This is a genomic window from Mycolicibacterium hippocampi (assembly GCF_010723735.1).
Lineage (GTDB): Bacteria > Actinomycetota > Actinomycetes > Mycobacteriales > Mycobacteriaceae > Mycobacterium > Mycobacterium hippocampi.
In genome coordinates this window covers 5,626,069-5,651,660 of record NZ_BLLB01000002.1, presented here as the reverse complement: position 1 = coordinate 5,651,660, position 25,592 = coordinate 5,626,069, and the positions used below count along the sequence as shown (strand labels likewise).

The 25,592-nt window shown below is 65.0% G+C and carries 24 protein-coding genes; 16 read left to right on the top strand and 8 right to left on the bottom strand.

The features are described 5' to 3' along the window. Window positions 1–126: 126 nt before the first annotated feature. From G6N53_RS28130 to G6N53_RS28120, 3 genes are read left to right on the top strand one after another with little or no spacing between them, the layout of a single operon-like run. Window positions 127–567: an SRPBCC family protein gene (locus tag G6N53_RS28130; RefSeq protein ID WP_163894750.1), complete on the top strand. Its 441-nt coding sequence runs from the start codon at window positions 127–129 to the stop codon at window positions 565–567. After that, window positions 564–1,640, top strand: a complete 1,077-nt coding sequence (locus G6N53_RS28125) for a CaiB/BaiF CoA transferase family protein (RefSeq protein ID WP_163894748.1) — start codon at window positions 564–566, stop codon at window positions 1,638–1,640. Before G6N53_RS28130 ends, G6N53_RS28125 begins: the two co-directional genes overlap by 4 nt. Window positions 1,641–1,700: 60 nt before the next feature. Then, on the top strand, window positions 1,701–2,144 hold the full coding sequence (locus G6N53_RS28120) for an SRPBCC family protein (protein ID WP_163894745.1): 444 nt from the start codon (window positions 1,701–1,703) through the stop codon (window positions 2,142–2,144). A 3-nt stretch (window positions 2,145–2,147) separates the two neighbouring features. Here G6N53_RS28120 and G6N53_RS28115 read toward each other — a convergent pair whose 3' ends face one another. Then, window positions 2,148–3,320, bottom strand: a complete 1,173-nt coding sequence (locus G6N53_RS28115; RefSeq protein WP_163894743.1) for a pyridoxal phosphate-dependent aminotransferase — start codon at window positions 3,318–3,320, stop codon at window positions 2,148–2,150. 156 nt (window positions 3,321–3,476) lie between these two features. On the opposite strand from G6N53_RS28115, the gene G6N53_RS28110 reads away from it, so the two are divergent. Both G6N53_RS28110 and G6N53_RS28105 read left to right on the top strand, forming a co-directional pair. After that, entirely contained in the window at window positions 3,477–4,496 is a 1,020-nt protein-coding gene (locus tag G6N53_RS28110) for a LacI family DNA-binding transcriptional regulator (RefSeq protein ID WP_163894741.1), read from the top strand. A gap of 72 nt (window positions 4,497–4,568) precedes the next feature. Further along, complete coding sequence (locus G6N53_RS28105) at window positions 4,569–5,471, top strand: ABC transporter substrate-binding protein (RefSeq protein WP_163894739.1); 903 nt, start codon at window positions 4,569–4,571, stop codon at window positions 5,469–5,471. 5 nt (window positions 5,472–5,476) lie between these two features. Here the strand turns inward: G6N53_RS28105 and G6N53_RS28100 are convergent, their stop codons facing one another. Together G6N53_RS28100 and G6N53_RS28095 are read right to left on the bottom strand one after the other, a co-directional pair. Then, window positions 5,477–6,604: an MFS transporter gene (locus G6N53_RS28100; protein WP_163894737.1), complete on the bottom strand. Its 1,128-nt coding sequence runs from the start codon at window positions 6,602–6,604 to the stop codon at window positions 5,477–5,479. Window positions 6,605–6,646: 42 nt separating this feature from the next. After that, a complete protein-coding gene (locus tag G6N53_RS28095) occupies window positions 6,647–8,158 on the bottom strand; it encodes an aldehyde dehydrogenase family protein (protein ID WP_163894735.1) in 1,512 nt (503 codons plus the stop codon). A 255-nt stretch (window positions 8,159–8,413) separates the two neighbouring features. On the opposite strand from G6N53_RS28095, the gene G6N53_RS28090 reads away from it, so the two are divergent. From G6N53_RS28090 to G6N53_RS28065, 6 genes are read left to right on the top strand one after another with little or no spacing between them, the layout of a single operon-like run. Next, the gene (locus G6N53_RS28090; RefSeq protein ID WP_163894732.1) at window positions 8,414–9,625 is read left to right on the top strand and encodes an amino acid ABC transporter substrate-binding protein; all 1,212 of its coding nucleotides are present in this window, start codon (window positions 8,414–8,416) and stop codon (window positions 9,623–9,625) included. 48 nt (window positions 9,626–9,673) lie between these two features. Then, window positions 9,674–10,555, top strand: coding sequence for a branched-chain amino acid ABC transporter permease (locus tag G6N53_RS28085; protein WP_163894730.1), 882 nt, complete (start codon window positions 9,674–9,676; stop codon window positions 10,553–10,555). Further along, window positions 10,552–12,423 (top strand): branched-chain amino acid ABC transporter ATP-binding protein/permease, encoded by a 1,872-nt coding sequence (locus G6N53_RS28080; protein WP_163894728.1) that lies wholly within the window; start codon window positions 10,552–10,554, stop codon window positions 12,421–12,423. Before G6N53_RS28085 ends, G6N53_RS28080 begins: the two co-directional genes overlap by 4 nt. Further along, on the top strand, window positions 12,420–13,178 hold the full coding sequence (locus tag G6N53_RS28075; RefSeq protein WP_163894726.1) for an ABC transporter ATP-binding protein: 759 nt from the start codon (window positions 12,420–12,422) through the stop codon (window positions 13,176–13,178). Before G6N53_RS28080 ends, G6N53_RS28075 begins: the two co-directional genes overlap by 4 nt. 18 nt (window positions 13,179–13,196) lie before the next feature. After that, entirely contained in the window at window positions 13,197–14,138 is a 942-nt protein-coding gene (locus tag G6N53_RS28070; protein ID WP_163894724.1) for an NAD(P)-dependent oxidoreductase, read from the top strand. After that, the gene (locus G6N53_RS28065; RefSeq protein WP_163894722.1) at window positions 14,135–15,400 is read left to right on the top strand and encodes a M24 family metallopeptidase; all 1,266 of its coding nucleotides are present in this window, start codon (window positions 14,135–14,137) and stop codon (window positions 15,398–15,400) included. Before G6N53_RS28070 ends, G6N53_RS28065 begins: the two co-directional genes overlap by 4 nt. 75 nt (window positions 15,401–15,475) lie before the next feature. Here the strand turns inward: G6N53_RS28065 and G6N53_RS28060 are convergent, their stop codons facing one another. Beyond that, window positions 15,476–16,063: a carboxymuconolactone decarboxylase family protein gene (locus tag G6N53_RS28060; RefSeq protein ID WP_163894720.1), complete on the bottom strand. Its 588-nt coding sequence runs from the start codon at window positions 16,061–16,063 to the stop codon at window positions 15,476–15,478. A gap of 97 nt (window positions 16,064–16,160) precedes the next feature. Here G6N53_RS28060 and G6N53_RS28055 point away from each other — a divergent pair, with 97 nt between their 5' ends. Then, window positions 16,161–17,168 carry a LacI family DNA-binding transcriptional regulator gene (locus G6N53_RS28055; RefSeq protein WP_163894718.1) on the top strand — a complete coding sequence of 336 codons (1,008 nt, stop codon included), beginning with the start codon at window positions 16,161–16,163 and terminating at the stop codon, window positions 17,166–17,168. A gap of 1 nt (window position 17,169) precedes the next feature. Here G6N53_RS28055 and G6N53_RS28050 read toward each other — a convergent pair whose 3' ends face one another. The 3 genes from G6N53_RS28050 to G6N53_RS28040 are packed head-to-tail and all read right to left on the bottom strand — an operon-like array spanning window position 17,170 to window position 19,763. Next, window positions 17,170–18,546 (bottom strand): NADP-dependent succinic semialdehyde dehydrogenase, encoded by a 1,377-nt coding sequence (locus G6N53_RS28050; protein WP_163894716.1) that lies wholly within the window; start codon window positions 18,544–18,546, stop codon window positions 17,170–17,172. A gap of 25 nt (window positions 18,547–18,571) precedes the next feature. Next, window positions 18,572–19,231: a GntR family transcriptional regulator gene (locus G6N53_RS28045; RefSeq protein ID WP_163894713.1), complete on the bottom strand. Its 660-nt coding sequence runs from the start codon at window positions 19,229–19,231 to the stop codon at window positions 18,572–18,574. A gap of 7 nt (window positions 19,232–19,238) precedes the next feature. After that, a complete protein-coding gene (locus G6N53_RS28040) occupies window positions 19,239–19,763 on the bottom strand; it encodes a VOC family protein (protein WP_163894711.1) in 525 nt (174 codons plus the stop codon). A gap of 161 nt (window positions 19,764–19,924) precedes the next feature. Here G6N53_RS28040 and G6N53_RS28035 point away from each other — a divergent pair, with 161 nt between their 5' ends. Then, window positions 19,925–22,114: an alpha-ketoacid dehydrogenase subunit alpha/beta gene (locus G6N53_RS28035; protein WP_163894710.1), complete on the top strand. Its 2,190-nt coding sequence runs from the start codon at window positions 19,925–19,927 to the stop codon at window positions 22,112–22,114. Further along, the gene (locus G6N53_RS28030; RefSeq protein ID WP_163894707.1) at window positions 22,114–23,346 is read left to right on the top strand and encodes a dihydrolipoamide acetyltransferase family protein; all 1,233 of its coding nucleotides are present in this window, start codon (window positions 22,114–22,116) and stop codon (window positions 23,344–23,346) included. Before G6N53_RS28035 ends, G6N53_RS28030 begins: the two co-directional genes overlap by 1 nt. A gap of 24 nt (window positions 23,347–23,370) precedes the next feature. On the opposite strand, the gene G6N53_RS28025 is transcribed toward G6N53_RS28030, so the two are convergent. Next, the gene (locus G6N53_RS28025) at window positions 23,371–23,862 is read right to left on the bottom strand and encodes a MarR family winged helix-turn-helix transcriptional regulator (protein ID WP_163894705.1); all 492 of its coding nucleotides are present in this window, start codon (window positions 23,860–23,862) and stop codon (window positions 23,371–23,373) included. A gap of 95 nt (window positions 23,863–23,957) precedes the next feature. On the opposite strand from G6N53_RS28025, the gene G6N53_RS28020 reads away from it, so the two are divergent. Together G6N53_RS28020 and G6N53_RS28015 are read left to right on the top strand one after the other, a co-directional pair. After that, complete coding sequence (locus G6N53_RS28020) at window positions 23,958–24,380, top strand: Rid family hydrolase (protein ID WP_163894703.1); 423 nt, start codon at window positions 23,958–23,960, stop codon at window positions 24,378–24,380. A gap of 60 nt (window positions 24,381–24,440) precedes the next feature. Next, window positions 24,441–25,544: an alkene reductase gene (locus tag G6N53_RS28015; protein WP_163894701.1), complete on the top strand. Its 1,104-nt coding sequence runs from the start codon at window positions 24,441–24,443 to the stop codon at window positions 25,542–25,544. The last annotated feature ends 48 nt before the right edge of the window (window positions 25,545–25,592 follow it).

Sequence of the window (25,592 nt, the reverse complement as noted above, 5' to 3'; positions counted from 1 at the left end):
TGAAGGACGCGGTCACGACAAACGGTTACCCAGCGCGCGGTGATTGGTTCAGCGGCGGCGCGAGATCCGGGCTACCGTCCGGCAAGCCGTTCCGGACAGCCTGTGGCGTGGTCTATCGTTCGCGCCATGGCAACCAAGGACTCCCGCGAAGTCGTGATCGAAGCAACACCCGAGCAGATCCTCGACGTCATCGCCGATGTCGAAGCGACACCGAGCTGGTCGCCGCAGTACCAGAAGGCGGAGATCTTGGAGAGCTACGACAACGGCAGGCCCAAGCGGGTCAAGATGACCGTGAAGGCTGCGGGCCTGACCGACGAGCAGGTCATCGAATACACCTGGGGCGACAGGGAGGTCACCTGGACGCTTGTCTCAGCCGGCCAGCTCAAGGCCCAGGACGCCGGCTACACGCTGACCCCGGAGGGTGACAAGACCCGGGTGCGGTTCGACATCGCGATCGACCTGTCGGTGCCGATGCCCGGCTTCATCCTCAAGCGCACGATGAAGGGCGGCGTCGAGACTGCCACCGAAGGTCTGCGCAAGCAGGTGCTCAAGGTCATCAAGGGGTGAGCGGAGGGCCCCTCGCCGGGGTCAGGGTCGTCGAACTAGGCGGGATCGGCCCGGGCCCGCACGCCGCGATGATGCTGGCCGATCTGGGTGCCGACGTGGTTCGGGTGCGCCGTCCCGGCGGCCTGCAGATGCCGGCCGAGGACGTCGACCTGATGCATCGCGGTAAGCGGGTGATCGACCTGGACCTGAAGGCGGACCGCCAGGCGTTGCTCGCGCTGGTGGCCAGAGCCGACGTGTTGATCGACGGCTTCCGGCCGGGTACCTGTGAGCGGCTCGGCATCGGGCCGCAGGACTGTGAGGCCGTCAACCCGAGGTTGGTCTTCGCCCGGGTCACCGGGTGGGGCCAGTACGGCCCGCTGGCGATGTCCGCGGGTCACGACATCAACTACCTGTCGCAGACGGGGGTGTTGGCGGCGATCGGCTACCGCGACAGGCCGCCGGTGGCGCCGCTGAACCTGGTCGCCGACTTCGGAGGCGGCTCGATGTTGGCATCGGTGGGCATCGTCGCCGCGCTGTACGAACGCGAGCGATCCGGCAAGGGACAAGTGATCGACGCGGCCATGGTCGACGGGGTCAGCGTGCTGGCTCAGATGGCGTGGACGATGAAGGCGGCCGGCACGCTCAAGGACGAGCGGGAGTCGTTCCTGCTCGACGGGAGCGCACCGTTCTACCGCACCTACGAAACCGCCGACGGCAGGTACATGGCGGTCGGCGCGATCGAACCGCAGTTCTATGCGCGGCTTCTCACCGGCCTCGGTCTGTCGGCCGAATCCCTGCCCGCCCAGATGGATCGCTCAGCCTTCCCCGACATGCAGAAGCTGTTCGCCGAACGGTTCGCCACCAAGACCCGCGACGAGTGGACCGAGATCTTCGCTGGGACCGATGCGTGTGTCACCCCGGTCCTCACTTGGACCGAAGCGGCACACAGCGAACACCTTCGGGCCCGCGAGACCGTCGTCACCCGCAACGGCGTCGACCAGGCCGCGCCGGCACCGCGGTTCTCGCGTACCCCGCCGGACCCGGCGGCCGCACCGCCGCGTGGGGCGACCCCCATCGACCGGATCGGGTGGTGACCGGGGGTTAGCTGCGGAAACCTCTGCGCAAGGCCGATCACCTGACTACGATTTGCCAGTATGGCGGTACGCGCTTCCAGTGAAGTCGTGATCGAGGCACCGCCTGCGGCGATTCTGGATGCCTTGGCCGACATCGACGCGGTGGCCTCGTGGTCGTCGCTGCACAAGGACGCCGAGGTTCTCGACCGCTACCCCGACGGGCGTCCCCATCATGTCCGGGCCACGGTCAAGATCATGGGCATCTCCGACCGGGAGATCCTCGAGTACCACTGGGGCGAGGACTGGGTGGTCTGGGATGCGGCGGAGACGTTCAAGCAACGGGGACAGCACGGCGAGTACAACCTGGTACCGGTCGGCGAGGACAAGACCCGGGTGCGGTTCGACCTGATTCTCGATCTGGCAGCGCCGTACCCGAATTTCCTGGTGAGACGGGCCAGGCAGATGGTTCTCGACGTCGCGCTGGAGAACCTGCGCGAGCGCGTGATGCGGCCTACAGCCCAGTAACACTCATCTGCGCCGCAGCGTCTGCAACCGCCGGATCGCCTCGTCGAGAGTGTCGTCACGTTTACAGAAGGCGAAGCGCACCAAGTGATTCCACTGATCTGCATGTTCGGCGGCGGGATCGCAGAACGCCGACATCGGGATGGCGGCCACCCCCACACGCTCCGGTAGCTCCGCGCAGAACGCGGTGCTGTCGTCGTATCCGAGTGGCCGCGGATCAGCACACACGAAGTACGTCCCGACGCTGTCGTGGACGTCGAAACCGATGTCCGCCAGTGCATCCCCGAGCCTGTCGCGGCGCGACTGCAATGAATCGCGCAGCGCGTCCACCCATGCGTCCTCGGTGGCCAGCGCCTGAGCCACCGCGGGCTGGAACGGGGCGCCACCGACATAGCTGAGGTACTGCTTGGCTGCCCGCACCCCGGCGATGAGTTCGGCCGGCCCGCAGGCCCATCCGATCTTCCAACCGGTGACGTTGAACATCTTGGCCGCGCTGGAGATGGTGATGGTGCGCTCGGCCATTCCCGGGTAGTCGGCCAGTGGGAGATGACGCCTGCCGTCGAAGACGAGGTGCTCGTAGACCTCGTCGGCGATCACCAGCAGGTCGGCGGACACGGCCAGTTCGGCCAGCGCCCGCAACTCGTCGTCGGAGGCGACCATGCCGGTCGGATTGTGGGGTGAGTTGACGATGATCGCCTTGGTCTTCGCGGTCACGGCGGCGCGCAGGCCGTCGATGTCGATGGCGAAACCCCGGCCGGCGGGCCGCATCGGAACCGCGCGGCGGTGACAGCCGGCCATCGCGATCACCGGGGAGTAGGAGTCGTAAAACGGCTCGATCAGCAGGACCTCGGAACCTGGCTCGACGAGTCCCAGCACCGACGCGGCGATCGCCTCGGTGGCGCCGACGGTCACCAGGACGTCGGTGTCCGGGTCGTACTCGGTGCCGTAGCGACGACGGCGCTGATCGGCGATGGCCTGTCGTAGCGCGGGGATGCCCAGGCCGGGCGGGTACTGGTTGACGCCCTCGGCGATCGCGTGCTGCGCGGCCGCGAGCATCGCCGGCGGGCCGTCCTCGTCGGGGAAACCCTGCCCCAGGTTGACGGCTCCGATCCGTGCCGCCAGCGCCGACATCTCGGCGAAGATCGTCACCGCGTAGGGCGCCAGCCTGTGAACCGTCATCAGGTTCGCAGCCTAGCGGTGGCCACTCAGGTCGCGAACAACCCGGCGGTGGCTGCGAACGATTGCACCGCCTCGGCTTGTTTGCAGCCATCGGGCGGTAATCTGACTCCGGAGCCCATCAGCCCGGGCTCCAGGGAGGGTAGGGGAGCTCCGAGCATGCCGCGGCGAGTGACGATCGATGACGTGGCACGCCTGGCCGAGGTCCACAAGGCGACCGTGTCGCGCGCGCTCAACGCCCAGACCCGGGACCAGGTCAACGCCGAGACGCTCAAGCGTGTCAAGCGCGCGGCGCGCCAACTCGGTTACGTACCGAACGCCATGGCGCGCGGACTGCGCACCAGCAGGTCGATGACGATCGGCGTGATCATTCCCGATCTGATGAACCCGATCTTTCCGCCCATCATCCGCGGCATCGAACACGTGTTGCAGGCGCAGGGGTACACCGTGCTCATCGCGAACACCGACTCCCATGACGACGTGGAGATCTCGGTTCTCGAATCGTTGTTACAGCGCAGGGTCGACGGTTTCATCCTCGCGACCGGTCGGCTCGACGATCACACCGTCATCGACGAGGCGACGGCGGCTGATGTGCCTGTCGTGTTGGTGAACCGCGGCGCGGGAATGGGTGGGTTTCCGTTGGTCTCCGGGGACAATGCACACGGAATCGACCTGGCGCTGGCCCATCTGCTCGACCTCGGGCATCGACATATCGTCCATGCAGCTGGTCCTCTGAATTTCTCGACCACTCGCTCACGCGCCGAGGCATTCGAAGTCGCGGCGACCAAGGCGGGTGTCGAGCACGGCACCATCTACGCCTCGGGACTGACCATCGAGGCTGGTTTCGACGTCGCCGATCAGATCCTGGCGGGCCGGGGCAGGTGTCCCACCGCGTTGGTCGCCGGGAACGATCTGGTGGCGCTCGGCCTGATCCGAAGGCTGCGGGCGGAAGGTCTGCGCTGCCCGGAAGACGTGTCGGTGGTCGGGTTCAACGACATGCCCTTCGCGGAGGATTTCTGGCCGCCGTTGACGACGGTGCACATGCCCCTGCGGGAAATCGGAGCGGAGGCCGCCCGGTTGTTGTTGCGCGGCATCGATGCCGGTGAGCAGGAAGGTGTGACGGTGACGCTGCCGGTTTCGCTGTTGGTTCGCGGTTCCACCGCAGCTGTCGGGGGCTGACGGACTCGACGGTCGGCAGGGTGGCGCTACAGGTACGCTGCAGAAAACTGTCACTACAATCGATTGCAGCCGATGGATCAGCTCACGCTCGGGGTCTTCAGCCCCTCGGTACTTCTCGACGTCGCGCGCTCCACCGGTCGGCTGGCGGACGCCGATCTGGAGGTCAGTGACGTCCCGGTGCCGTCGTCGCCCGCCCAGTTCGCGTCCCTGCGGGGCGGCGAGTACGACGCCGTATTCACCAGTCCTGACAATGTGTTGGCCTACCGATTCCTGCCCGCGAACCCGTTGGGCGAGTTGCTCGATGTGGAGATCGTCGCCGGAATCGACCGCGGCCTCGGGTTGTGTCTGGGTGTGCGCCCCGATGTCGCCGCTCCTGCCGACCTGCGCGGCGGACGCCTTGGAGTCGATGTCCCGAATTCCGGCTTTGCCTTCGTCGCCTACGCGCTGCTGGAGGAACTCGGCCTCTCGAAACACGATGTCGAGATCGTCGCACTCGGTTCAACACCTCAGCGGGCCAACGCGTTACACACCGGGGGCTGTGACGTGACGGTCCTCAACGCCGGCAATGAACTCGCCGCCCGCGCGCAAGGATGCTTGCTACTGGCCGACGTCACCTGCCTCGGCCCCTATCTGGGCACAGTCGTGGCCCGCATGCGACAGGCACCAGCAGCCGATGCGGTGGACAGGCTGGTGCAGGCGCTGGCCGACACGGCGGATGCCATCGGTAGCGGTGCACTCGAGCGCGAAGCCGCCGAGGCCGCTACCCGGTTGCTCGGTCTTGCAACGGGACTGGCGGTCGAACACGTCGCGCTACTGCGGGATCCGGCACGGGGGTTGATCCCTGACGGAACGGTGGACCTGGCAGCACTCAGCACGCTCGTGGAGCTTCGTCGCCGGTTCCTGCCTGTTCCCGAGCTCGACGGCCTGACATCGCGGTACGACGATGTGATGCGAGACGGCATTCTGCTCGGCTGACGGATTCATTCGCGCTCCACGTATCTGGCACGGGCGATGCTTGTGGCGATTGCGTACCCCACTGCGACGACGGTGCTCACCGCGAACAGCAAGCCGAAGCGGTGCCCGCCGGCAGCCAGGTTTCCCACCGCTGCGCCGATCGACGCGCCGACGAACAGTGCTATGGAGAAGAAGGACATCCCGATCGCCCGACCGTCAGCGACGGCATCGGTCATCCAGGTCTGCATCGTGGTGTGACCGAGCGCCCACGCCAGACCGAGCAGCGACGCCGCCGCGACCACACCGGCGATCGAGACATCGATGGCGACAGCGGTGTACGCCCCGATGATCGAGAGCCCTGCCAGGACCATCAGCACCCACGACGGCCACCGCCCTAGGATGAGCTTCATGAGTTGGCTCACGAGCACGACGGCGACGCCGAACGTGGCAGTCGCGAGACCTGCGGCCAGGACGCTGACTCCCGTGGCCTGCAGAGCGACTGCGAGGTAGTTGAACACTCCGATCAGCAGAGCGCCCTCGATCACGGTGAAAACGAGAATCATCAGAGCCCAACGGTTCCCGGCCAGCCGCCTGATGGACGGCAGTAGCCGCTCCGTTGTTCCTGATGCAGACTCCGCCAGGCGGGTCAGGCAGACGGTCAACACGACACAGAAGGCTGCGACGACTGCGTAAACCCATCGCCAACCGAACCATTGGGCGACCACTCCTGCGCCCAGGGTTCCCGCGGCCAGGCCCAGTGAGATCGCGGCCGCGAGGTTCGCCGTCGCGACGGCACGCTGCCTGAGCGCGAGGGTGTCCCCGTAGTAGATCAGCACTGTGGTGATGGTCGCGGAGAAGGCCGCGCCCGCGAGCCCCCGCATGACGCTGTACATCAGCGCGTCGGTTGCCAACGCCGACCCGACATTGGCCAGTCCCGCCAGTGCGGTGGACACCACGAGCACCCGGACCCGTCCGTACCGGGCCGCCGATGTGCTCCACACCAACTGCAGAGCGGCGTACGAGACCGCGTAGACGGTGAGCGACTGACCCACCGCGTCGATCGGAGCGCCGAGGTCCTCGGCGATCACCGGCACCAGCGTCGGCATCACCGAACGATCGACCATCGACACAAAAGCGGCAATGACGAGAATCATCGAGCTACTGCAGGTTCGGCGACTTCAACCGAGAGCGGGGAATCAGCCACGGGGTGGCCACACCGGGACCTCGCCCCGGCCGGACCGGAAACGCACCGCCTTGGATCGCACGAACTCATGCAATGTCTCCGGCGCGTTCTCGCGCCCGAATCCGCTGCCCTTGATGCCGCCGAACGGGGATCCCAGAAAGGAACGCCGCATGTAGTTGTTGACGAAGATCATGCCTGCTTCCAGGCGTTGCGCGACCTGCCAGGCCTGCGCCTCATCCCGGGTGATCATGGCCGCAGTCAGTCCGTAGGCAGTGCCGTTGGCGATGTCGACCGCCTCGTTGATGGTCGAGTAGCGCATCACGAGTGCGATGGGTCCGAAGATCTCTTCCTGACCCACCGTCGAATCCGGAGTCACATCGGCGAGCACCGTCGGCGGCACCCAGTAGCCGTCGGCGTACACCGCATCGGTGGGCACCGAACCCTGGGCCACCACCCGCGCGCCCTCCTCGAGTGCGGTCTGTAGATAGCCGAGTACGCGGTCACGTTGTCGGGCATCCACCATCGGGCCGACATCGGTGCGCGGATCGAGACCGTCGCCGACCACCAGGGCGGTCGACGCCGTGGCGAAACGCTGCAAGAACGTGTCGTACACGTCGTCGTGCACCAGGATTCGCGCGGTGGACGTACACGCCTCGCCCTGGTTGTAGAACATCCCCTCGATGGACACCTCCACCGCGAGGTCCAGATCGGCGTCAGGGAACACGATGAGGGCGTTCTTGCCGCCGAGTTCCATGGTTGCGTAGGTGAGGTTCTGCGCCGCGGTTTCCAGCACGCGCCGCCCGGTCGCCGTCGCCCCGGTGAAGCTGATCCTCTCGATCTGGGGGTGTCCGGCCAGCGCGGCACCGGCGTCCAGTCCCGGCACCGCGTTGAGCACCCCGGGCGGCAACACCTCGTTGGCGATCTCGACGAGGCGGAGCACCGTCAGCGGCGCCTGTTCGCCGGGCTTGATCACCACGGTGTTGCCGGTGATCAATGCCGGCGCACCCTTTTTAGCGAAGTGGATGGGTGGCCAGTTGAAGGGCAGGATGCACGCGACGACACCGTAGGGTTCGTAGAGGACGCGGGTTTCGATGGGGCCTTGATCGATGATCTCGCCGGGCAGGCTGTCGCCGAGGCCGGCGAAGAAGTCGAAACAGTTGGAGCTGAAAGAGACGTCGTTGGCCAGCGCGTCGCGCTTGGGTTTGCCGTTTTCGCGGGAGACGAGTTCGCCGAGTTCGTCGGCGTGGGCACGGATCCGCTCGGCCACCTGCTTGAGGTATGCGCCGCGTTGGCGGCCCGACAGCGCCCGCCAGGCCGGCAGGGCCCGGCGGGCCGACTGTACGGCCCGGTCGACCAGTGCCGCGTCGGCGGAGACCACTCTGGCCAGCGGTCGGGCAGTTGATGGCTCGACGACCTCGAAGGTCTCCTGGTCGCCGACGGGGACGAAGCCGCCGTCGACGAATGCTCCCCACTCCTTGCGTTCCAGCGTGCCGGGCGTGCGGACCGCGGTGTCGGTCGTCGTCATGATCACTCCGAGGGTCTGTGGTCGACTTTTTGCAATCGATTGCATTCGACTATAGGCCGCTATCCGAATCCAGTGAATGGAAATGGCCGACAAGTAGTCGCCGGGCGCCAAAATCGCCGCGTCCGTTGAAACAGGTCTCGGTCAGCCGTTGACACTCGCTGCAGACGTGTGTGACGATTCACTGCAATCGATTGCAGGTGAGCTACGCAACAGTTTGGCTCTGGTCGGGCAATCGGTCTGACAGAGAGGTTGGACATGTGCATAACCACTGCTCTTCGCGGGGTCGCGGCAGCCGCCGCGATCGCGCTGGCTGCTACGGGGTGTTCCGCTGATGGAGGTGGTGACAGCGACACCATCCGGGTCGGTGCGTCGCTTCCACTCACCGGTGAGTTCAGTCAGGGCGGCCTCGACACCCAACGCGGGTACGAGACCTGGGTCGAGATGACCAATGAGGCCGGCGGACTGTTGGGCAAGCAGGTCGAGATCATCGTCAAAGACGACGCCACCCAACAGGAGACGGCGGTCAGCAACTACAACAACCTCATCTCCCAAGATGGGGTCGACCTGCTGCTCGGCAGCCAATCTTCGCTGTTGAACATCCCGGCCTCGGCCATCGCCGAGAAGAACAAGATGCTCTTCGTCTGCCCGTCCTGCGGTTCTCCGGACATGTTCAACCGTGGCTTCAAGCACATCTTCTTCTCGCAGCAGGCCATCGCCACCGATCAGGCGAAAGTGTTCGCCGAGTGGATCGCCAACCTGCCGCCCGATCAGCGTCCCAGGACTGCCGCGTACCCATCCCTTGATGATCCGTTCGCCGGGCCGGTCGTCGAAGGCGCCGAGCAGATCCTCTCCGCGGCAGGCATTCAGACCGTATACAAGGATCAGTACCCGGCCACCACCAAGAACTTCGATTCAGTGGTCAACGCAATACGTGATGCCGGAGCTGAAATCGTACTTCAGGGAGCGCAATTCGAAGACGGGGTCAACATGATCCGGTCGATGAACCGCGCGAACTACCAGCCGGCGTTCCTGTATCAGAGCAGCTCGCCCACCTATGGGCAGCAGTACCTGGACGCGGTGGGCGCAGACAATGCCGAGGGTGTGTTCTTCTCGTCGAGCTACAGCACGCTGGCGGATACCACCCAGAACCGGGAATTCGTCGAGCGATTCGAGGCGAAGTTCGGCCAGAGTCCGCCTGAGGATGCCGCCGACGGGTTCGCCGCGGGTCAGGTGCTCGCCGCCGCCATCAATGGAGTCGGATCGTTCGACGATCAGATGGCGCTGGCAGATTGGCTGCGCGGCAACAGCGTTGACACCGTGCTCGGGAACCTGAGCTGGAACGAAGATGGTAGCCCGAAGGGGGACTTCCTCGTCGGCCAGTGGCAGAGCGGCGTGTCGCAGGTCGTGCTACCCACCGACGTCGCCACCTCCGACCAGATCATGCGCTGGCGTGGCGGCGACATCTGATGATCTCGGCACACCGACATCCCTGTTCTGTTTAGGAGCTGAAGTTCCATGACATCCCTTGTCCAAACGCTCATCCTCGGCCTGCTCGTCGGCGCGCTGTATGCGCTGATGGCATCCGGGCTGACCCTGATCTTCGGGGTCATGCGGGTGATCAACCTCGCCCACGGCGCCTTCGCCGTTCTCGCGGCGTTCCTCACCTACACCCTGTGGAAGCAACTAGGGCTGGACCCCCTGCTCTCCATCCCGATCGTCATGGCGGTGATGTTCGGGTTCGGTTGGCTGGTCTACGTCCTGGTGATTCGCCATGTCCGTGGCGCACACGTCACCATGACGGTGCTGGCGACCTTCGGGATCGCGTTGATGCTCGAGGGCATCATGGGCTTCATCTGGGGCAATACCTCGAGCACCGTGGTGGTGTCCTACACCGACGCCTCGCTGACGCTGGGTTCGATCTACGTACCGCAGGCCATGCTGATCGCCGCGGTCATCGCGGTCGCGGTGATGGGCGCGCTCTACCTGTTGCTCAACCACACCTGGGCGGGTCGGGCCATCCGCGCGGCCTCGTCCAATGAGAGTGGCGCGCTGCTGGTGGGGGTGAGCGTCGCGACCATCGCCGCTCTCACCTTCGCCATCGGCGTGGCCACCCTCGGCGCCGGCGGGGCGATGCTCTCCACCATCTACCCGTTCCTGCCCGGAACTCACTACCAGTGGATCGCCCGACTGCTGGCGATCGTCGTACTCGGCGGTCTCGGCAGCCTGCCGGGAGCTGTCCTGGGCGCCCTGGTGATCGGTGTCGGGGAGATGGCCGCCACCGCCTACGTGGGAGCAGCCTGGCCGGTGGCGGTGCCGTTCCTGGTCATCATCGTTGTGCTGATCACCCGGCCGCAGGGCCTGCTCGGCACCCGACTCAGAGAGGACGCGGTGGCATGAGTACCTCTACGACCACCACAACCCGTCTGCTCGACCCGAAGCTGCACACCTGGGTGACCCGCGGACTGGTCGCTGTCGCGGCTGTCGTCATCCTCCTCTTCCCGTTGTCGCCCAGCATGTCCGCACAGAACATCGTGATCCTGTCGCTGGTGCTCGCCATCGGCGCCAGCGGGCTGAACATCATCACCGGCTTCACCGGCTACCTGTCGTTGAGCCAGGGTGCGTTCATCGGGATCGGCGCCTATGTCGGTGCGATCCTGTCGAATCGATTCACCGACATCGAACCACTGCTGTGGGTCCCGCTCGCCGGCATCATCGCCGCCGGCATCGCGATGCTGCTCGGTCTGGTCACCTACCGCTCGCGCGGCCCGGCGTTCGTCATCATCACGGTGGCGTTCCTGTTCCTCATCCAGTTCGTCGCCATCGAGTGGGTGCCTGTCACCAACGGCTCCGCCGGTCTTACGCTCCCGCTGCCGGATTGGCCTGATTCCTGGGGCAATTGGCCATTCCATCTGTTGCTTTGTGTGCTGCTCGGCCTGTCACTGCTCATGACGTGGTGGATTCGTCGCACCAAGTTCGGCATGGGCCTGATCGCCATCCGCGAGGACGAGGGCAAAGCAGGCACCATCGGTGTCAACGCGCCCGTCTACAAACTGCTCGCGTTCGGAGCCAGCGCATTGTTCGTCGGCATGGCCGGTTCGGTGTACGGGTACTACCTGTCCTTCGTCGACCCGATCGGCATGTTCTCCATCATCACCAGCGCACTGATCGTCCTCTCGGTCATTCTCGGCGGCCGCGGCACGCTGTTCGGCCCGGTGTTGGGCGCATTCATCATTCAGCCGGTCAACATCTATGCCAACCAGGCCTTCGGTGGCGGCAACGCCCGCCTCGTCCTGTTCGGTGGATTGCTGATCCTGCTGGTGATCCTGCTGCCCAAGGGCATTCTGCCGACTCTGGCCGGGCTGATCGAGAAGGCGAGAACCCGAGGCACGGTAGGACTTTCCGGTGCCCGTCTCAATCCGCTGGACCGTCCGTCGGCCACCACCGAGGTCCGCAGACCCGAACCGACCGGCAAAACGCTGCTCGAGGTCCGCGGCCTACACAAGAGCTTCGGGGGCAACCACGCCGTCAACGACTGCAGCTTCACAGTGCCCGAGGGGTCGATCACGGCGTTGATCGGGCCGAACGGATCGGGCAAGACGACGGTGTTCAATCTGATCTCCGGGACCATGGCACCCGACAAGGGCGAAATTCTTTTGAACGGTGAACATCTCGAAGGGCTGACGCCGTGGTCACGCGCTCACCGCGGGGTCGGCCGAACTTTCCAGATCACCCGGTTGTTCCGGGAGATGACGGTGCTCGAGAATGTCGTCTCACCGCTGCGGGACTTCTCGGTGGGCCAACTCGGGCTGGGTGCGGTCAGCGGATCCGAAGCCGCTCGCGCCGAAGAACTGCTCGAGTTCGTCGGCATGGCCGCCTATCGCGACGCTCGGGCAGGAGCACTGTCCTACGGCCAGCAGAAGCTCGTCGAACTCGCGCAGGTGCTGATGCTGGATCCGAAGCTGATCCTGCTCGACGAGCCGGCCGGTGGTATCAACCCGACGTTGATCCAGCGGATGGGTGATCTGATCCGCGAACTGAATGCCAAGGGTACGACGTTTTTGCTGGTCGAACACAACATGCCGTTCGTGGTCGGATTGTGCGACCCCATCCGGGTACTGGCCCGCGGAGCGGTGATCGCACAGGGGACACCGGAGCAGATTCAGAAGGATCCGCTGGTGCTCGACGCCTATCTCGGCGACGACTATCTGCTCGAGGCACCGTCCAAGGGCACGAGCGTCTCAGTGGTGGAAAGGAATCCCGCATGATCCGACTCGAAGGAGTGGTCGCCGGTTATGGCGGCGGCAATGTCCTCCAGGGTGTTGATCTCGAGGTCGCAGCCGGAGAACTCGGCTGCATCGTCGGACCGAACGGTGCCGGAAAGTCCACCGTGCTGCGCGCGGTGAGCGGGATCCTCAAGCCGAGTGCCGGCAGAATCCTGCTCGACGGCAAAGACATCACCGGGATGGCGCCTGACGCGGTGCTGGGCTGCGGTGTCACTCAGGTTCCGCAGAGCAACGGGCTCTTCCCGCCCCTCACCGTCAAAGAGAACATCCTGATGGGTGCGTATGTCATCCGCCGCCAACGCGCACTGGTGAAGCAGCGCTATGACGAGGTGCTCAACATGTTCCCGCTGGTCAAGGACAAGACCGGGATCCGCTGCGGCAACCTCTCGGGCGGGCAGCGGCGCATGGTGGAATTCGCACGGTCCCTCATGCTCGATCCCAAACTGGTCCTGCTCGACGAGCCGTCCCTGGGTCTGGACCCGAAATCGCTCACCGTCATCGACGAAGCCGTGGCGATCATGCGCTCCAGCGGCAAGGCCGTGCTGATGGTGGAGCAGAATGTCCGGTTCGGCCTCCGGATGGCATCCAGCGGCATCGTGATGGAAAGCGGACGGGTATTGCTCACCGGCCCAGCACAGTCCGTGCTCAACAACCCCGAGATCGCTGATCTCTACTTCGGCGGAGCGGTACAGGCACCTGCCGCCTCCGACACCCCGGCCACCCAACCCACGGCCTGAAAAGAATAGGAAAACAACATGTCTGTCGCGAATTTGAAAATCGGCTGGATCGGTGCGGGCCGGATGGGTGCTCAGCTCATCACCCGGCTGTTGGATGCCGGCTACGACGTCACGGTGTACAACCGGACGGCGTCGAAGGTCGCGCATCTGGCGGAGAAGGGTGCGAAAGTGGCTGCCCGGCCGGTGGATCTGGCTGATCGTGATCTGGTGTTCTCGATGGTGTCGTCGTCGAAAGATCTGGAGCAGGTCATGCTCGGCGAGGGCGGTCTGCTCACCGGCGACGCGTCGCCTCGCATCATCGCCGATTCGTCGACGGTGTCGGCGGAGGTCAGTGCACGGATCCGGGAGGCGGCCAACTCGCGTGGATGTGACTTGCTGGCCACTCCGGTCAGTGGGAATCCGAAGGTGATCGCTGCGGGAAAGTTGACGGTGGCGGTGTCGGGTCCGCGTGAGGTGTTCGAGTCGATCGAGCCGGTGCTCAACGTGTTTGGTCGCAGTGTCACGTATGTGGGTGAGGGCGAGGTGGCGCGGTTGGTGAAGATCGCCCACAACCTGATGCTGGGTGTGGTCACTCAGTGTCTGGCCGAGATCACAGTATTGGTGGAGAAGGGCGGGGTCAGCCGTGCTGATTTCCTTGCCTTCCTCAATGACTCGGTGATGGGTTCGGTTTTCACTCAGTACAAGTCGCCGGCGTTTGTGAATCTGGACTTCAGCCCCACGTTCACCATGGAGTTGCTGCAGAAAGACTTCGATCTGGGGCTGGAAGCAGCGTATGCGCTGAAGTCCCCGATGCCGATCGCATCGGCGACCCGGCAGATCGTCGCGCAGGCTGCGGGTGCGGGTGTGGGCATCGAGGAGGATTTTGCGACGTTGCTGCTCGAGGTGGCCCGCGGCGCCGGTCTCGAGCTGAAGCCGGAGAACGTCTCGGTGGACGACGGTCTGACCCCGGTGCTTTCATGACAGCGCTGGTTGCTCCGCCGGTCGTGGTGCGCCCCATCGGCGCCCCAGGCCACATGGGTGTCGACTACGAGGAGCGGGTCGATTTCGCCCGGCTCCGGAATTACCGGATCGGGCGGGCAAAAGCCGCGCTGGCGGCCAGCGAATGCGGGGCCTTCCTGCTGTTCGACTTCTACAACATCCGCTACACCACCCAGACCTGGATCGGGGGTGCACTGGGCGACAAGATGATTCGGTACTGCCTGCTCACCCGCGAGGGTGACCCGATCCTCTGGGACTTCGGCTCCGCGGTACGGCACCACAAGCTGTACTCCCCGTGGCTGCCACAGGAGAACTGGCGGGCGGGTTTCCTCGGGTTCCGCGGTGCCGTGGCCCCGGATGCCGGGCTGATGCGTGATGCGGTCACCGAGATCAAAGGCATTCTCTCCGATGCCGGCCTGGCAGGTTTGCCGGTGGGCATGGACATCGTCGAGCCGCCGTTTCTGTTCGAAATGCAGCGCCAGGGTTTGACCGTGGTGGACGCGCAGCAGAGCATGCTGGACGCGCGAGTGATCAAGTCAGCCGACGAGATCATGCTGCTCAACCAAGCCGCAGCCATGGTCGACGGGGTGTATCAGGACATCGTCGACGTACTCAAACCCGGCGTCCGGGAGAACGAAATCGTCGCACTTGCCAACAAACGGCTCTACGAGATGGGCTCCGATCAGGTCGAGGCCGTCAACGCGATCTCCGGTGAGCGGTGCAATCCTCATCCGCACAACTTCACCGACCGGATCATCCGTCCGGGTGATCAGGCGTTCTTCGACATCATCCACTCCTACAACGGGTATCGAACCTGCTACTACCGGACATTCGGAGTGGGCAGTGCCACGGAGAGCCAGCGCGATGCCTACAAGCAGGCCCGGGAATGGATGGATCGGTCCATCGAGGCGATCCAGCCCGGGGTCGGGTCGGATCAGATAGCCCGGCTGCTGCCGAAGGCCGAGGATTTCGGCTTCGAGAACGAGATGGCCGCTTTCGGCCTGCAATTCGCCCACGGTCTGGGGCTCGGGTTGCATGAGCGGCCTATCATCTCGCGGCTCAACTCACTGGAGAACCCGGTCGAGTTGCAGGCCGGCATGGTGTTCGCCATGGAAACCTACGCGCCCGCCTCCGACGGCATCTCCGCTGCCCGCATCGAGGAAGAGGTCGTCGTCACCGACAACGGCCCCGTGATCCTCACCAAGTTCCCGGCCCAGGAGCTCTTCGTCGCCAACGAGTATTAGGCCTCGCCCGCTGAGAGTGCGGTTTGATACGCAACACGCCGAAGGCGCGTATCAAACCGCACTTTCGCGCTCAGTTCAGGTCTGCAGTGCGGCGGCGACCTCGGGTGCGAGCCCGGCAGTGGAGGCCCTGTCGAGATCTCCGTGTTGGATGCCGAGCGTCTTGAGGAACTTCTGCTGACCCATCGTCAATCCGATGAAGTAGCCGAGCTCGACGATCTCGGGCTCGGTGAAGTGTGCGTGCAGCAGCGTCCAGACGCTGTCGTCAGCCAGGCTGGGATCCCAGGCGATGGCCTCGGCGAGCAGCAGGGCCGCCTTCTCGCGGGGTGAAAAGGCCTCGGAGTCACGGAACTCGATCACGTCGTCGAATTCGCGCTCGGACAGGCCGGCGGCCAGTGCCAGGTGGGAGCGCTGGCCTGCGCAGTAGCCGCAGTCCAGCGACTTGGCGATGAATACCCGGGCGAGCTCCTTGACCGAATGGTCGAGCACACCCTCACGGAACACCGCCTGCCATGACTGGTTGAACGAGCGCAGCACCGCGGGCACATGCGCGCGGATGGCCTGGCTCTCGACGCGCGGTGTGCCGTACGTGCGGGAGTCGGCGATGTAACCGGCGAGTTCGGGGTCGGTGATCGAATCGGGGTCGATGTAGCTGATCCGGGGCATCTGCAGTCCTTCCACCAGGTGGCAATCGATTGCCAACCAGCTTACTCGAACGTGGCTGTACCGCAATGGTCGATCGGAATCCGACTACGCTGGCCGCGTGCCCAAGCCGACGATCCAGGATGTCGCCCGCGCTGCCGGCGTTCATCCGGGCACGGCATCGCGGGCACTCAACCCTGAACTCACGGGCCGGATCACCCCTGAGACCACCCGGCGTGTCAAAGAGGCGGCGACGCGCCTGGGCTACGTGCCCGATCAGCTCGGGCGGAATCTGCGAACCCGCCGCTCCCACACCATCGGGGTGCTGATTCCCGATCTCGGCAATCCTGTGTTTCCACCCATCGTCCGCGGTATCGAGGACGGTCTGCGCGAAGCCGGCTACGAGGCGCTGATCGCCAACACCGACGACAGCCCCGAGCGCGAAGACCATCTGATCAAGGTGCTCACGGCGCGGCACTGCGACGGCTTCATCATCGCCTCCTCGAGACGAGATGACCCTGCCGTAGCAACACTTGTGGAGTCGAAAGCCCCTGTGGTGCTGGTGAACCGGCTGATGGACACCGAGACCGCCTCGGTGGTCAGCGACGACGCCACCGGCATGCGGGCGGCGGTGAGTCATCTCATCGGGCTGGGGCACACCACAATCGCGCACGTCACCGGCCCAGCCACGCTGTCGATGACCCGGGTTCGACGTGCCGCCTTCGAGGAGGCGATGGCCGCCGCGGGGGTCGCCGCCGGTCCGGACCTGATCGAGACCGCCGATCGTTACGCGGTGGACGAAGGTGCTCACGCATTCAACCGTCTCCTGGACCGCCACATACCGACAGCAGTGATCGCCGGCAACGACATGATCGCGATCGGCTGTTACTCGGCACTACGGGGACGGGGGCTCCGTTGTCCTGAGGACGTGTCGGTCGTCGGCTTCAACGACATGCCGCTGTCGGGTTTTCTGGATCCCGCCCTGACGACGGTGGCCATCCCGCAAAACGACATCGGAGCAGCAGCGGCGCAACTGATCCTCGAAGTGATCAATGATGGTCGCCCGGCGCATCGGCTCTTGCCGGTGGCGCTGGTGGTACGGGGCTCTACCGGTCCACCAAATAGGTAGCTCAGGCTTTCCAGACCGTCTTCAGGTTGCAGAATTCGCGGATGCCGGCGGCGGCGAGCTCGCGCCCGTAGCCCGAGTCCTTGACCCCGCCGAACGGCAGCTCGGGGTAGGAAACCGTCATGCCGTTGAGGAACACCGCGCCGGCATCGAGGTTGGCGATGAACCAATCCTGTTCTGCTTCTTCGCTACTCCACACCGACGAGCTCAGCCCGAACGTCGTCTGGTTGGCGACGTGCACGGCCTCCTCGCGGTCTGCCACCTTGTACACCGAGGCCACCGGGCCGAAGGTCTCCTCCATCACGATCCGCATGTCGTCGGACAAGCCGGTCAGAACGGTCGGTTCGTAGAACCACCCGGGCTGGTCCGGAGCGCCGCCGCCGGTGAGGAGTTGCGCACCCTTGGCGACCGCATCGTCGACCAGTTCGGCGACATCAGTGCGACCTGATGCGGTGGCGAGCGGGCCGACTTCGGTCGCTTCGTCCATTGGGTCCCCGACGACAAGAGCCTTCATCTTGTCGACAAAGAGGCCGACGAACTGGTCGTAGACATCGGCGTGGATGATGAATCGCTTTCCGGCGATGCAGGACTGGCCGTTGTTGGAGATCCGTGCCTTCACCGCGGTGGTTGATGCCGCCTCGAGGTCGGCGCTGGGCATGACGATGAAGGGATCCGAACCGCCGAGTTCCAGCACGGCCTTCTTGATCTCCTGGCCCGCAGTCGAGGCCACGGAACGGCCCGCCGGCTCAGAACCGGTGAGCGTGACCGCCTTGACACGTCGGTCCTCGATCACCGCAGCAACTTCAGCGGACCCGATCAACAGGGTGCGGAACGAACCGGAGGGAAAGCCGCCCCTCTCGAAGAGTTCGTCGAGGTACAACGCGGACTGCGGCACGTTCGACGCGTGCTTGAGCAGGCCGGTGTTTCCTGCCATCAACGCCGGTGCAGCGAACCGAATGACCTGCCACAGAGGATAATTCCAAGGCATGACGGCCAGCACGACCCCAAGCGGCTGCCACACCGTGCCCGCGGAGGACGCCGCCACAACGGATGGATCGGCGAGTTCCTCGGCGGCGAGGAATGATTCGGCGTTGTCAGCGTAGAAGCGGATGTTCTTCGCGCACTTGAGTACCTCGCCGCGGGACTGCGCGATGGGCTTGCCCATCTCCAGGGTGATCATCGCGGCGGCGCGGTCCACATCGGCTTCCAGGAGGTCGGCGGTGGCGTGCATCCATTCCGCCCGCTGGGCGTAGCTGGTGCTGCGCAGCGTCTGTGCCGCCTGGTAGGCCTCGGCGATGCGCCGTTCCACCTCGGCGCTGTCGTGCGGTTCGAAGGTCTCGACGGTGTTGCCGGTGGCCGGGTTGATGGTTGCGATTGCCATGTGCGGATCCTGTTCGGTGGTGTGGTTACTCGAAGACTTCTGGGTGATTGGCGAGTTGGCGTCGGGTGCGTCGGATGTGGCCGAGGAGCACCCGCTCGGCCTCGGTGGAATCGCCGTCGCGGATCGCGGCGACCAACATGTGGTGCTCGTCGTGCAGGATGCGATGACTGTCTTCGTTCAGGAGTTGGGTGAATGCGCGGCGATAGTGCTGAGTGGTGTTCCACAGCCGCTCCACGGTCTGTCCCAGGAACGTGGTGTTGGCTCCCGCGTAACTGCCGAGATGGAATTCGCGATCCAGTTCCAGGAACCGCTCGACATCGTGGACTGCCGCCATCTCCTCGGCCAGAGTGGCCAGCCGGTCGACCTGCTCACTGGGCAGGTGCGGCATGCTGTAACGCAGCAACAGCGGTTCGATCCGTTCGCGGACCTGATAGAGCTCCACGCATTCGTCGAGACTTAGACGGGCGATCCATGCGCCGGCGTTGGCCACCGTGGTGACGAGACCGTCGGATTCGAGTATCCGCAACGCTTCTCGCACCGGCACTCGGCTGGCGCCGTACTGGTTTGCGAGCTCCTCCTGCCGTAATCGGGTTCCTGGCGGATACATTCCGCGCAGGATGGCATTACGCAGTTCGTCAGCCACTCGGGCGCCGGTGACGCCGTCGCGCACCTGGGATTGGGTCATCGGGGAGTCAGTCCGCCGGTTGGTTCGGGTTCCACAGCAGTACGTCGGCGTCGGCTTCGTAGGCCTTGCCTTCGGGAAAGCTGACCAGTTCGAATTGCATGCCCCACGGGCTCAGAAAGTACACCCAACGCTGCCCTTCGCTGGCGTTTCGACTGGCTGTCGGCCCGCCGAGCACCTCGACCGCCTCGGACTGCAGATACGCAACCGCGGCGTCGATGTCGTGCACGTAGAAGGCCAGATGGTGTCCGCCGACGTCACTGTTCCGGGGTTGCGGCGCTTGGCCGTCCGCCGGTTCGTAGGAGAAGACCTCGAAGTTCGCCCCCGTGCCGCAGCGGTAGAACCGGAGTTCACGCATCACTGTGCGCGGGTGGACGTTGAGGTGCTCCTTCATCCAGTCGTCGTCGTGGGCGTAGGGCCCGAGTGTGTAGACGTGGGTGCATCCGAGTACGCGGACGAAGAAGTCGTGCGCCTGCTCGAGGTCGGGCACGGTGAAGCCGATGTGGTCGGTGCCGACCAGACCCGGTAGCGGCATGAAACCTCCTCAGTGGATCCAATAACCCTGATAATAGCGGTCCCGACGGGCATTTTCGCAAGAACTATGGCCAAAGTGTATCCAATCGAGGTATGTTCGCGACACAGAGCCAAGAGATCGACCGGCACCCGAGCCGCCCGCCGTCGATGGAAATGAGGGACATGCCACAGCAGAACCGCCTGGAAACGGGCGCTCCCTGGATCGAGTTGTCGACCACCGACGAGGACTGGGAGGCCGCTGACCCGGCGCTTCTCGGCACGATGCTCGCCGAGCTGCACATCATCCGGGTGTTCGAGGAGGTGGTGTTGGAACTGGCCGGCGAAGGTCTGGTTCATGGTCCCGCGCACTCGAGCATCGGGCAGGAAGGTGGCGCGGTTGGATCCATTGTCGGCCTCCGGTCGTCCGATGCGGTCAACGGTTCCCATCGCGGTCACCATCAATTCCTGGCCAAAGCGTTGACCCACGTCTCCGGTGGGGTGATCGACCCGGCCGCGGCGATCACGCCCAAGATCCAGCGCCTGCTTCAGAAGACGCTCGCCGAGATCCTCGGCTTGGCCCAGGGGTTCTGCCGCGGTCGCGGGGGCTCGATGCACCTGCAGTGGTTCGAGGCGGGCGCACTGGGGACCAACGCGATTGTCGGCGGCGGGGTCCCGATGGGAGCCGGAAACGCCTGGGCGCAAAAGCACAGTGGCACAACAGACTTGACGATGAGCTACTTCGGCGACGGATCCAGCCAGATCGGCTCGGTGTTGGAGACCATGAACCTGGCGGCCGCTTGGAAGCTGCCGTTCTGCTTCTTCATAGAGAACAACCTGTACGCGGTGTCGACCCGTGTCGACGAGATCACCGCCGATCCACGGTTGTCGGTCCGTGGGCAGGGTTTCGGGATTCCCAGTTGGCGCGTCGACGGAATGGATCCACTCGCGGTGCACCTGGCGACCCAGCAGGCGGCCGAACAGATGCGCAACGGCGGTGGACCCGCTGTCATCGAGGCGGAGGTCTACCGGTTCTTCCACCAGAACGGGCCTTTCCCGGGCAGTGCCTTCGGCTACCGCGACAAGGACGAAGAAGCGTCATGGCGCGCGCGGGATCCCCTCCGGAAGGTGGCGGATCAGATGATCGCGCTGGGACTCATCAACGAGGCGGCTGTGGCGTCGCTGCGCAAACAGGCGCAGGACGCGATGTCTGAAGCGGTAGCCGAACTCTTGGAATCCGATCCGGAAAAGGCGGGCAAGCGCCGCATCCGGCCCGAACTCTGGCCGGATCCCAGTTTCGTCAACGTCGGTGTCCGCGGCGACGCCAGCGAACTGAACTCGCTGGCCGCGCTGGAGCCGACGACGTTCGAAGGCCCCTGGCGCCCGGTGAAATTCGTTGAAGCCGTCTCCGGGGTGATGGACCGCCGGATGGAAACCGACGATCGGATCGTGATCTTCGGCGAGGACGTTCACCATCTCAACGGTGGCACCAACGGCGCGACCAAGGGGTTGGCCAAGTACGGCGACAACCGGTTGGTCGGCACCCCGATCAGTGAGAACGCCTTCACCGGAATCGGTGGAGGCATGGCGCTCGACGGCCGGTTCCGGCCGGTGGTGGAGTTCATGTACCCCGACTTCATGTGGGTCGCCGCCGATCAGGTGTTCAACCAGATCGGGAAGGCGCGCCACATGTTCGGCGGCGAGAACTCCGTTCCATTCGTGCTCCGCACCAAGGTCGCGATGGGATCCGGATACGGCTCGCAGCATCTGATGGATCCGGCCGGGATCTTCGCCACCAGCCCGGGTTGGAGAATCGTGGCGCCGTCGACGGCCGCCGACTACATAGGTCTGATGAACGCCGCACTGGCACTGCAGGATCCGGTACTCGTGATCGAGCATGTGGACCTCTACGGGATCGCTGATCAGATTCCCGACGGGGATCTCGACTACATCATTCCGCCGGGCCATGCCGCGATCCGGCGGGTCGGCAACGACGTGACCGTGATCAGTTACCTGTCGATGGTGGGCCACTGTGCCGAGGCGATCGAACAGACCGGCATGGACGCCGAACTGATCGACCTGCGTTGGCTGGACCGCGCATCGATCGACTGGGGCACCATCGAGGCCAGCGTGAAGAAGACCAACGCGGTGCTGATCGTGGAACAGGGTGCCCAGGGCAGCTCCTACGGCGGCTGGCTGGCCGATGAGATCCAGCGCCGACTCTTCGACTGGCTCGACCAGCCTGTCGAGCGGGTGTCGGGGGAGGAGGCGTCGCCGAGCATCTCCAGAGTGCTGGAACGTGCGGCGATCGCACGCACCGAGGAAGTGGTTGCCGGGCTGGAGAAGATCCGTATCGGCATGGGCGAGGTGAACTGATGGCCACCGTCGTGCGGATGCCCGAGGTATTGGCCAATGCGACCGAAGCGATCATCCAGACCTGGCTGGTCGAAGTCGGCCAGGAGATCTCGATCGGCGATCCGATCGCCGAAATCGAAACGGACAAAGCGGTTGTCGAGTACGCAGCCGAGGTGGGCGGCGTGCTGTCACGTTTGCTCGCCGACGCCGGCGCCACCGTCCCCATCGGGGAACCCATAGCCTTGGTGTTGGCGCCGGGGGAAACCGCCACCGGCGATGAGTCGGACCCGCTGGCCGGCGCGGCGCCGCAGGATCCGGAATCGGGGGCGCCGGTACTGGAGGCGGCCGAACCCGTTCCCGAAGCGCCGACGGTGACCAACGGTCGACGCCTGTTCGCCACACCGTTGGTGCGCAAGCTGGCCCGGGAGAGGGGCATCGATCTTGATGCGGTGACCGGCACGGGACCGGGCGGACGAATCGTCCGTCGGGATCTGGACCTGCTGCCGGTCCAGAACGCCGAGGCGGCAACACAACCGGTGCGAGCACCTGCATCAACGGCCGAACCTGCAGAAACGAATCATGTCGACATCCCGCTGACCGGTATGCGCAGGGCGATCGCCCGAAGGCTCACCGAGAGCAAGTCCACGGTGCCGCACTTCTACGTCGTTGCCGACTGTCGGGTGGACGCCCTGCTGGACCTGCGGCGCTCGGTCAACGAGGCAGGAACCACCAAGGTATCGGTGAACGACTTCGTGCTGAAGGCGGTGGCCGGTGCCCTGGTGGAAGTGCCCGAGGCGAATGGTATCTGGAACGGCGATTCGATCCGCCGGTTCTCGGCGGCCGATATCGCGGTTGCCATCGCGGTCGACGGCGGCTTGCTGACGCCGGTGATCCGGGGCGTGGAGAGTCTCACTGTGTCGGCGATCGCCACCCAGATCGCCGACCTCGCGGCACGCGCCCGCGCCGGCAGGATTCAACAGCATGAACTCGAAGGCGGCAGTTTTTCGGTCTCCAACCTCGGCATGTACGGGGTGAGCGAGTTCTCGGCCATCTTGAACCCGCCACAGGCGGGAATCCTCGCTGTCGGTGGGGCGACCCAGCGTCCAGTCGTGGTGGACGGCGAACTGGCTGTGGGCACCGTGATGACCGTGACCCTGTCCGCCGATCACCGGGTGATCGACGGTGCCGTGGCCGCGCAGTGGCTGGCAGCATTCGTGCGGAGGGTCGAGAATCCGCTGACGATTCTGATCTGACCAGGTCACGTCCGGCAGGAGTATCTACGTCAGGTCTGCCGGCCTGATTCTCAACTTGGCCGCGATGCGGGCGAGCGCTTGCTGATCGGTGGCGCTGAGCGGGTCGAGCACAAAATCTCGTACGGCCTGCACGTGGATCGGTGCAGCATCGACGACGAGGCGATATCCCACATCGGTGAGCGCGGCGATGGTGTAACGCCCGTCGGTGGGGTCGGGGAAGCGCACCACCCAGCCGCGCTGTTCAAATCGTTTGACCACGTTCGACAACCGCGACAGTGACCCGTTGGTGAGGTACGCCAGCTCGCTCATCCGGATCCGGCGATCCTCGGCCTCTGAAATATGGCTCAACGTCAGGTATTCGAACAAGGTCAGGTCGACCTTGCGCAGCGGCGCCTCGAGCCGGCCGGGCAGCAGCAGGATGAGGGAGATCAGCCCCGTCCAAGCCTCTTTCTCCGTCGCGGTCAGCCACAGCGAATCTTCTGGTGGGGCCGGGTCCCGCTTCTTGGCTCGAGCCATGCCGGCAGCCTATCCCGACACCGTCACTTTACGCGTGAAGTCATTGCGTGTTAGGTTGACTTCACGCATGAAGTAAATACCGAAGGGAATCGGAAATGCCTGAGATCGAATTCTTCATCACTCCGGGCTTTGGTGAGATGGCCCGAGAGAAGCTGCATTACAACCAGGCGCTGCGGATCGGAGACCGGGTGGAGATTTCCGGGCAGGGGGGCTGGGACGACGACGTCCGGTTTCCCGACGTGCTCGACGACGAGATTGTGCGGGCCTTCGACAACGTGGAGCGCGTGTTGGCCGCCGCGGGGGCCACCTGGCGCGATGTGGTGACGGTGGACTCGTACCACGTACCGGTCGAAGACGACGAGATCGGCGATGCGCACACCCGCGTGATGGTCGAGCAGTTCCGCAAGCGGATCGGGGACCGGGCGCCGATTTGGACGCAGATCGGTGTCACAGCGCTGGGCGCGCCGAAGATGCGGGTCGAGATCAAGGTCAGCGCGATCGTCGGGCAGGGCGAGTGAGAGTGGGCCACGAACTCGCCTGAGGGAATGAATCCGCGGTGATGTGCGCTGACTGCAGGCATGACCTTCGCTCTCGGTGAAAACTCCGCCCTGCTGAAGCCTGTCACCTTGGGCGGCGCATCCATGTCGAATCGAATCTTCATGGCACCGTTGACCAGAACCCGCGCCGATCCCGACGCGACTCCCTCCGAGTTGGCAGCTGTTTACTACGCGCAGCGGGCTTCGGCGGGTCTGATCATCAGCGAGGCCACGGCCGTCTGTGAACAGGCCAATGGCGCTTACATGAACACGCCGGGTCTCTACACCGACCGGCATCAGGACAAGTGGGCCGAGATCGCTTCCGCGGTGCATGCAGCCGGCGGCAAGATGTTCGTCCAGCTGTGGCACGTCGGCCGCATGGCGCATCCCGATATCAGCGGCTTCGAAACGGTGGGTCCCTCACCCATCGCTGCCGAACTGACGGCCCACACACCGGCGGGCAAGCAACCCCTGCCGGTGCCGCGAGCGTTGACCGAGAGCGAGATCGGTTCGATCGTCGGGCAGTTCCGCTCGGCTGCGCGCCGGGCCGTCGATGCCGGCATGGACGGCGTCGAGATCCATTCCGCCAACGGATACCTGCTGCACGAGTTCATGTCCGATGTTGTCAACCAGCGCACCGACGGCTACGGCGGCTCGGCCCGCAACCGTGCCCGGTTCACCGCGGAAGTGGTCGAGGCGGTTGCGGCGGAGATCGGACCGGAACGCGTCGGACTGCGCATCTCGCCCGGAAACGGTGCCGGCGACATGCGCGAGGTCGACCAAGTCAGCGCCTACGAGGCACTGCTGTGCCGGATCGCCCCTCTCGGCATCGCGTATCTGCACATGCTGATCGAGCCCTCGCAAGCCGCGTTCGCCGCGTTGCGCACCCAGTGGGAGGGCGCGGTGGTGCTCAACACCCCGCGTGAGGTCGACTCCGACTTCGCCGTGTTGGAACAGCTGGCCGAGTGGGGCGTGATCAGCGCCGCCGCCGTCGGCCGCGGGTTCCTCGCCAATCCGGACCTGATCGAGAGGCTTGTTCTGGGCGCTGAACTCAACGAGCCCGACGTTGCGACGTTCTACGCGCCCGGGCCCGCCGGCTACATCGACTACCCCACACTCGCCGAAGCGGAGCAACTCTCCGCCTGACCCGCGAGCAGACACGAACTCGCACGATTCCGGTCGGGATCGTGCGAG

What these genes read in the sequence shown, in the direction of transcription:
- G6N53_RS28025 (WP_163894705.1), bottom strand. Translation starts at nt 23,862, where the DNA reads ATGGCTCGAGCCAAGAAGCGGGACCCGGCCCCACCAGAAGATTCGCTG.
- G6N53_RS28075 (WP_163894726.1), top strand. Translation starts at nt 12,420, where the DNA reads ATGATCCGACTCGAAGGAGTGGTCGCCGGTTATGGCGGCGGCAATGTC.
- G6N53_RS28110 (WP_163894741.1), top strand. Translation starts at nt 3,477, where the DNA reads ATGCCGCGGCGAGTGACGATCGATGACGTGGCACGCCTGGCCGAGGTC.
- G6N53_RS28090 (WP_163894732.1), top strand. Translation starts at nt 8,414, where the DNA reads ATGTGCATAACCACTGCTCTTCGCGGGGTCGCGGCAGCCGCCGCGATC.
- G6N53_RS28020 (WP_163894703.1), top strand. Translation starts at nt 23,958, where the DNA reads ATGCCTGAGATCGAATTCTTCATCACTCCGGGCTTTGGTGAGATGGCC.
- G6N53_RS28035 (WP_163894710.1), top strand. Translation starts at nt 19,925, where the DNA reads ATGCCACAGCAGAACCGCCTGGAAACGGGCGCTCCCTGGATCGAGTTG.
- G6N53_RS28045 (WP_163894713.1), bottom strand. Translation starts at nt 19,231, where the DNA reads ATGACCCAATCCCAGGTGCGCGACGGCGTCACCGGCGCCCGAGTGGCT.
- G6N53_RS28030 (WP_163894707.1), top strand. Translation starts at nt 22,114, where the DNA reads ATGGCCACCGTCGTGCGGATGCCCGAGGTATTGGCCAATGCGACCGAA.
- G6N53_RS28105 (WP_163894739.1), top strand. Translation starts at nt 4,569, where the DNA reads ATGGATCAGCTCACGCTCGGGGTCTTCAGCCCCTCGGTACTTCTCGAC.
- G6N53_RS28080 (WP_163894728.1), top strand. Translation starts at nt 10,552, where the DNA reads ATGAGTACCTCTACGACCACCACAACCCGTCTGCTCGACCCGAAGCTG.
- G6N53_RS28100 (WP_163894737.1), bottom strand. Translation starts at nt 6,604, where the DNA reads ATGATTCTCGTCATTGCCGCTTTTGTGTCGATGGTCGATCGTTCGGTG.
- G6N53_RS28130 (WP_163894750.1), top strand. Translation starts at nt 127, where the DNA reads ATGGCAACCAAGGACTCCCGCGAAGTCGTGATCGAAGCAACACCCGAG.
- G6N53_RS28070 (WP_163894724.1), top strand. Translation starts at nt 13,197, where the DNA reads ATGTCTGTCGCGAATTTGAAAATCGGCTGGATCGGTGCGGGCCGGATG.
- G6N53_RS28050 (WP_163894716.1), bottom strand. Translation starts at nt 18,546, where the DNA reads ATGGCAATCGCAACCATCAACCCGGCCACCGGCAACACCGTCGAGACC.
- G6N53_RS28120 (WP_163894745.1), top strand. Translation starts at nt 1,701, where the DNA reads ATGGCGGTACGCGCTTCCAGTGAAGTCGTGATCGAGGCACCGCCTGCG.
- G6N53_RS28040 (WP_163894711.1), bottom strand. Translation starts at nt 19,763, where the DNA reads ATGCCGCTACCGGGTCTGGTCGGCACCGACCACATCGGCTTCACCGTG.
- G6N53_RS28085 (WP_163894730.1), top strand. Translation starts at nt 9,674, where the DNA reads ATGACATCCCTTGTCCAAACGCTCATCCTCGGCCTGCTCGTCGGCGCG.
- G6N53_RS28065 (WP_163894722.1), top strand. Translation starts at nt 14,135, where the DNA reads ATGACAGCGCTGGTTGCTCCGCCGGTCGTGGTGCGCCCCATCGGCGCC.
- G6N53_RS28095 (WP_163894735.1), bottom strand. Translation starts at nt 8,158, where the DNA reads ATGACGACGACCGACACCGCGGTCCGCACGCCCGGCACGCTGGAACGC.
- G6N53_RS28015 (WP_163894701.1), top strand. Translation starts at nt 24,441, where the DNA reads ATGACCTTCGCTCTCGGTGAAAACTCCGCCCTGCTGAAGCCTGTCACC.
- G6N53_RS28060 (WP_163894720.1), bottom strand. Translation starts at nt 16,063, where the DNA reads ATGCCCCGGATCAGCTACATCGACCCCGATTCGATCACCGACCCCGAA.
- G6N53_RS28115 (WP_163894743.1), bottom strand. Translation starts at nt 3,320, where the DNA reads ATGACGGTTCACAGGCTGGCGCCCTACGCGGTGACGATCTTCGCCGAG.